Source organism: Dietzia aerolata (assembly GCF_014144865.1).
Lineage (GTDB): Bacteria > Actinomycetota > Actinomycetes > Mycobacteriales > Mycobacteriaceae > Dietzia > Dietzia aerolata.
The window spans coordinates 1-5,587 of record NZ_JAALDM010000252.1 but is presented as its reverse complement, the minus strand read 5'-3'; the positions used below and the strand labels follow the sequence as shown (position 1 = coordinate 5,587).

Below are 5,587 nucleotides of genomic sequence, written 5' to 3'. Positions count from 1 at the left end.
CACGGCCGGCCCTGCAGCGGCCACATCCCGGCGGCTCCGGGCCGCGCCGAGGAACGCCCGGCCTCCAGGCCCGCCCGAGCGCCGCGGTCATCGGCGATCACCTGATCCGACGCGACCGAGGCAGCAGGAGTGCCCGACGTCGGTGCCGGGGACGAGGGAGCGGCCGATCCGGTGGCGGTGGTCGATGTTGAAGACGAGGACGACGACGACAACGCTGCCTCAGTCGATTCCTGCGAATTCCCGACCCCGTTGTCGGGTTCCGCATCCGGATCGATGTCGGCAACCCCGCGGTAGAAGAGGAAAAAGACCACCCAACCGGCGAGCGCGACCAGGAAGAAGCTGACGACCCGGTAGACGAACACGGTCGCGAAGGCCTCATGCGCGCCGAGTCCGCCGGCCGTCAGTGCGGTGATGAGGGCGAACTCGACGGTCCCGAGTCCGCCCGGGGTGATGGGGGCGGTGGCCACGATCTTGCCGGTGACGTACGCGATCGCCAGACCGCCGATGCTGTGCTCGGCGCCCACGGCGTTGGCCGCGGCCCACAGGCAGCCGATGTCGGCGACCCAGTTCAGGAGCGAGAAGCCGAAGGCCGAGGTCAATTGCCGCTTGCTCAGGTCGACGGCCTCGGCCTGGTTGACGACCTTGCGCACGCCGTCGGCACCGTGGTCCGCCGGCTTGCCGCGGCGGGCGTTGACCCATGCCAGTCCCGAGAGCAGTGCGCCCTCGATGCTGTTCGGATTCCGGGCCGCCCACTGGATGCCGACGAAGATCGCGGCGAGACCCAGGGCCGAGAGGACGAGGAGGAACGGGTTGGAGACCGAGCCCACGAGGAAGAACCCGAACAGTGCCAGCAGCACGATTCCGACGGTCGACAGCACCCCGGAGATGACGAGCTGCCATGAGGCCACCACTCTCGTGGCGCCCCACTGGCGGGTCTTGCGGTAGGTGAGGGTGGTGCCGAAGACCTGGCCACCGGGGATGCACGTGGAGAAGGCGTTCGAGGAGAACACCAGGCCGACGCTGGCCCAGTACCCCACCTTGACGCCCGCCGACCGCAGCAGCAGTTTCTGCACCGAGCCGTAGCTCGACATGGACAGGTAGGAGAACACCAGTGAGACCGCGACCCAGCCCCAGTGGGGTCGGGTCACGGCCTCGAAGCCCTGCGCGAAGAACGGCATCTGGCCGCGCAGCCAGTACAGGATGAATCCCAGGACTGTCAGTGTCGCGATGGCCTTGAACCAGGGGTTGGATATGACGACACGGATACGCCGCCACACCCCAGCGCCCCTCGCTTCCGTCATTGGCCCACCATAACCGCAGTCATCGAGGCTTCTCCGGAGCCCACTCCGGGCGCCGGATGGGGCCTCACCCGTCGTGCCTCTCCTGGCGCTCCCGCATGAGCCGGGCGATCAGGTCGGCGGCGGGGATCTTCTCCCCCTCGCTGTCGACGGCGGCGACGGGCTCGTCGTCGAACTCCGGGTCCACTACCGGCTCGAACTCCGACTCGGGCTCCACGGCCTCCGGCGCAGCCGGGGTCACGGCCGAATTCGCAGACCCGACGGGGACACCCGTTGTGGGATCCGCGAAGTCGGTGGCCGACTCCGGCTCCCACTCCGGCCGCGCCACCGGCACAGGTGCAGACGCTGGCGTGGGCGCAGGCGCTGGCGCTGGCTTGGGCGTCGGATCCTGAGCGGGAGCCTGCGTCGGCGCGGGAGCCGGTGCCGCGGTAGGAGCCGCAGCGGGTGCGGTGCCCACCGGGCCGCGCTCGTCCTCGTACTCATCCGGACGCGCGGGCTCGGTCTCGTCGTCCCGCTCCAGCAGTGCCACCGGTGGCCCTGCGGCCGCAGCGGCGCCGGCGCCAGCACCGGCAACTGCGCCGGCACCAGCAGCAGCACCCGCGCCAGCTCCGAGCGAAGACGAACCGCCGCCGGTGAGGTACTCGGGCTCGTCGTCGAGCTCCGCCTCACCCAGGCCGATCCGCTGCTGGATTCGATTCATCCACTGCGGAGCCCACCAGTTGTCCGAGCCGAGCAGCTGCATCACGGCGGGGACGAGCAGCATGCGGATGACGGTCGCGTCGATGATGAGCGCGGCGATCATGCCGAACGCGATGTACTTCATCATCACGATCTCCGAGAACGCGAACGCCCCGGTCACCACGATGAGGATCAGTGCGGCGGAGGTGATGATCCGTCCGGTGTTGGCCACGCCGCTGCGGATCGCCTCGGCAGTCCTGGCGCCGCGGGAACGCGCCTCGACCATCCGGGAGACCAGGAACACCTCGTAGTCAGTGGACAGTCCGTAGATGATCGCCATGAGCAACACCACGACCGGCGAGGTGAGCGGACCGGGTGTGAAGCCCAGGAAGCTCGCGCCGTGACCGTCCACGAAGATCCAGGTGAGGATGCCGAGGGTCGCACCCAGCCCGAGCATGTTCATGAGCGCGGCCTTGATCGGCAGCACCAGCGAGCCGAACGCCAGGAACATCAACAACGTGGTGGCGATCAGGACGTAGAGCACGAACCACGGCAGGCCTTCCATCAGGGCGGTGACCGAATCGACCTCCTGCGCCGGGTTGCCGCCCACGTACACCGAGGTGCCCTCGGGGATCGGGAACGTCTGCAGGTATTCGACCGTCTCGGTGGGAGAGTTCCGATCCACGAGTCCGGACTGCAGCACCACCACCTCGCGGCCCTGTGAATCCTGCTCGCCGGAGCGCGCGAACTGGAATGGGCCGGTCAGCCCGGGAGCTTCGTTGGCGGAGGACCGGATCTGCGACAGACTGTTGCCGTCGGAGCCGACGATAACCAGCTTGATCGGGTCGGTTCTGGTGCCGGGGAAGTTCTGGTCGTAGTCCTCCTGCGCGACACGGGTGGTGTTGTCCGGCGGCAGGTAGGTCTCGTTGATGCCGCCGAACTTGACCCCGGAGAACGGGATAATCAGTGCCACGAGCACCACCACGACGGGCACCGCCACGGCGACCGGGTGCTTCATCGAGAAGTCGGCGATGCGGCCGAACATGCCGTTCTCGACCTCCTCGCGGCTGCGGTGCCGCTGGAACCGCTTGATGCCCAGCGAGTCGACGCGGCGGCCGAGGAGGGCGAGCACGGCGGGCAGCAGGGTCACCGACAGCAGTGCCGCCAGGATCACCGCGGCGATCGCGCCGTACGCCACTGATTTGAGGAATGCCTGCGGGAAGATCAGCAGCCCGGACAGGGTCACGCCCACCATGACGGCGGAGAACACGACCGTGCGTCCGGCCGTGGCCACCGACCGGCGCACCGCCACGTCAGGCGGATAGCCTTCCGCCATCTCCTCCCTGAATCTGCTCACCACGAACAGGCCGTAGTCGATCGCCAGGCCCAAGCCGATCAGCGTCACCACGTTCTGGGCGAACGAGTTGACCGGGGTGACGAGCGAGAGCAGGTGCAGTGAGCCGAGGGAGCCGAGGATCGTCAGCACGCCCACGGCGACCGGCAGGGCCGCGGCCACCACGCCGCCGAACACCACGACGAGCAGCAGGAACACCAGCGGCAGCGCGATGAGCTCGGCACGCACGAGGTCGGCGTCCATGCCGTCCTGCAGGGCGCCGGCCACAGGCTGCAGACCGGCGATGTCGGTTTCGATGCCCTCGACGGGGATCGCATCCTCGATCACCCGGAAGTTCTCGAGGATCTCCTCGTCCTCACCGGCGATCTGGATGGAGGCCACCGCGATGCCCTCATCACGGTTGACCAGGGCCGGCGACTGGTTGAACACGAAGCTGGTCACGCCGGTGACCTGGTCGGGGTACTCGGTGCGGATCGACTCGAGCGAGGAGCGGATGGGGTCCTGGAACGCCGGGTCGTCCACGGAGACGCCCTCGGGGGCGTGGAAGGAAACCACCACGTCGCCCAGCGCGTCGCGCCCGTACGCCTCCTGCTCGAGCTGCTCGGCGGTGGCCCAGCCGCTGTCGGGGTCCTCGAAGCCGCCCTGGCCGAACGGGTTGCCGAACATGCTGCCGGCGATGCTGAGGAAAGCCATGATCAGTACGGAGCTGACCAGGACCATGACACGTCGATGGGCGACGAACCGCCCGAGCGAATTGAACACGCGGTGGTACTCCTAACGCGAGGCGAGCAGGGCGGTGAGCGGCCGGAGCGGCTGCAGCCAGGCGCCTTCGTCGGGCAGGTTGTCGAGGCTGACCCGGGGCAGGGGCTCCCGGAACACGCCGGGGATGTCCTCCAGGTCGAGGAAGGTGATGGTCTCGTGCTGGACGGCCCAGGTGGCGTGCTCCCGGAATCCGATCACGGTGACGGGGATGTCGTGCGCGAGATCCTCGAGCGGTTCGCGGAACGCCTGCCCGTCGGCGGAGGCCACCACCACGCCGGCGAGGCGCCCGGACTCGGCCCGCAGGTCGATGTGCTCGAGCATGTCCTCGTCGACATCCGAGTCTTCGCTGGTCTTGGGCTTGGCGAACACCGCGAAACCCACGTTTCGCAGCGCCTCGACCCAGGGCCGAACGTTGTCGGAGGTGCCGGAGACGATGTTGGTGAAGACCGTGGCCTCAGCCTCGAGCGTGTCCTGACTCCGCGCCGACAAGTCGGCGGTGTGGCCCAGCAGCCAGCGGCCCAGCGCGTCGAAACGGGGCCGGAATGCGGCGGTCGGCCGCCCGCCGAGGATCGAGCCGAGCCCCATGTCGACGTTCGGGGCGTCCCACACCAGGAGCACCACTCCGGACTCGTCGGTCGCGGCGTCGTCCGCCTGGTCGTAGGGCCGCGTCTCGTCTGCTGGGGTCATGGTTCGCCTCGGTTATCGTCGTGGGGTCTTCGGGCCAGGCCGCTGACCGGCCGCGGCCGTGTCAGACGGTCAAGTCCGCTCAGCTCTTGCGGCGCCAGAGGAACTCGTTGATCACGCGCTCCTCGTCCAATCCCTTGCCCTCGAACTTCGTCACGGGTCTTTCCAGACTGAACGGTACGTGGCCGACGTCGGTCGTGGCATCAAGCCGCTCGAGCATCGGCTCCGCGTCCCCGGTCTCGTCGATCCACTCGGCGTAGTCGGCGTGGTCGGTGGCCACGTGCAGTACCCCGCCCGGCTTCAGTCGCGAGGCGATGAGTCCGAACGTCCCGGGCTGCAGCAGCCGTCGCTTGTGGTGGCGGGCCTTGGGCCACGGGTCGGGGAAGAACACGCGCACGCCGGTCAGGCTGGCCGGCGCGATCATGTTGGTGAGCACGTCCACGCCGTCGCCGCGGATCATGCGGACGTTGGTGAGCTCGGACCGCAGGATCATGCCGAGCAGCTGCGCCAGTCCGGGCTGGTAGACCTCCACCGCGATCACGTCGAGGTCCGGCTCGACCGCCGCCATGGCCGCCGTCGAGGTGCCGGTGCCGGAGCCGATCTCCACCACGAGCGGCGCAGTACGGCCGAACAGCTCGACCGGGTCCACGACGGTGTCGGAGACGTTCTGACCGTAGGTCGGCCAGTGCTCGTCCCAGTTGCGTTGCTGTCCCGGGCGCATGGTGCCGCGCCGGAAGCGGTACGCCGTCACCCGGGGGAACAGCCGGGAGTCATCGTCCGCCGTCGCGGTCTCGGCCGTCGCGGTCTCGGC

Annotated in this window: 4 protein-coding genes; all 4 read right to left on the bottom strand. The window is 68.9% G+C overall.

Annotated features, from left to right (window positions below):
* On the bottom strand, nt 1-1,301 hold a 1,301-nt coding region (locus G6016_RS14075), incomplete at its 3' end, for a lysylphosphatidylglycerol synthase transmembrane domain-containing protein (RefSeq protein ID WP_241730323.1).
* A 64-nt stretch (nt 1,302-1,365) separates the two neighbouring features.
* Complete coding sequence (locus G6016_RS14070) at nt 1,366-4,092, bottom strand: MMPL family transporter (protein ID WP_338403620.1); 2,727 nt, start codon at nt 4,090-4,092, stop codon at nt 1,366-1,368.
* Nucleotides 4,093-4,104: 12 nt separating this feature from the next.
* Nucleotides 4,105-4,779, bottom strand: coding sequence for an NYN domain-containing protein (locus tag G6016_RS14065; RefSeq protein ID WP_182633251.1), 675 nt, complete (start codon nt 4,777-4,779; stop codon nt 4,105-4,107).
* Nucleotides 4,780-4,858: 79 nt separating this feature from the next.
* The coding region (gene trmB, locus G6016_RS14060) for a tRNA (guanosine(46)-N7)-methyltransferase TrmB (RefSeq protein ID WP_422110489.1) at nt 4,859-5,587 on the bottom strand (729 nt) is incomplete at its 5' end.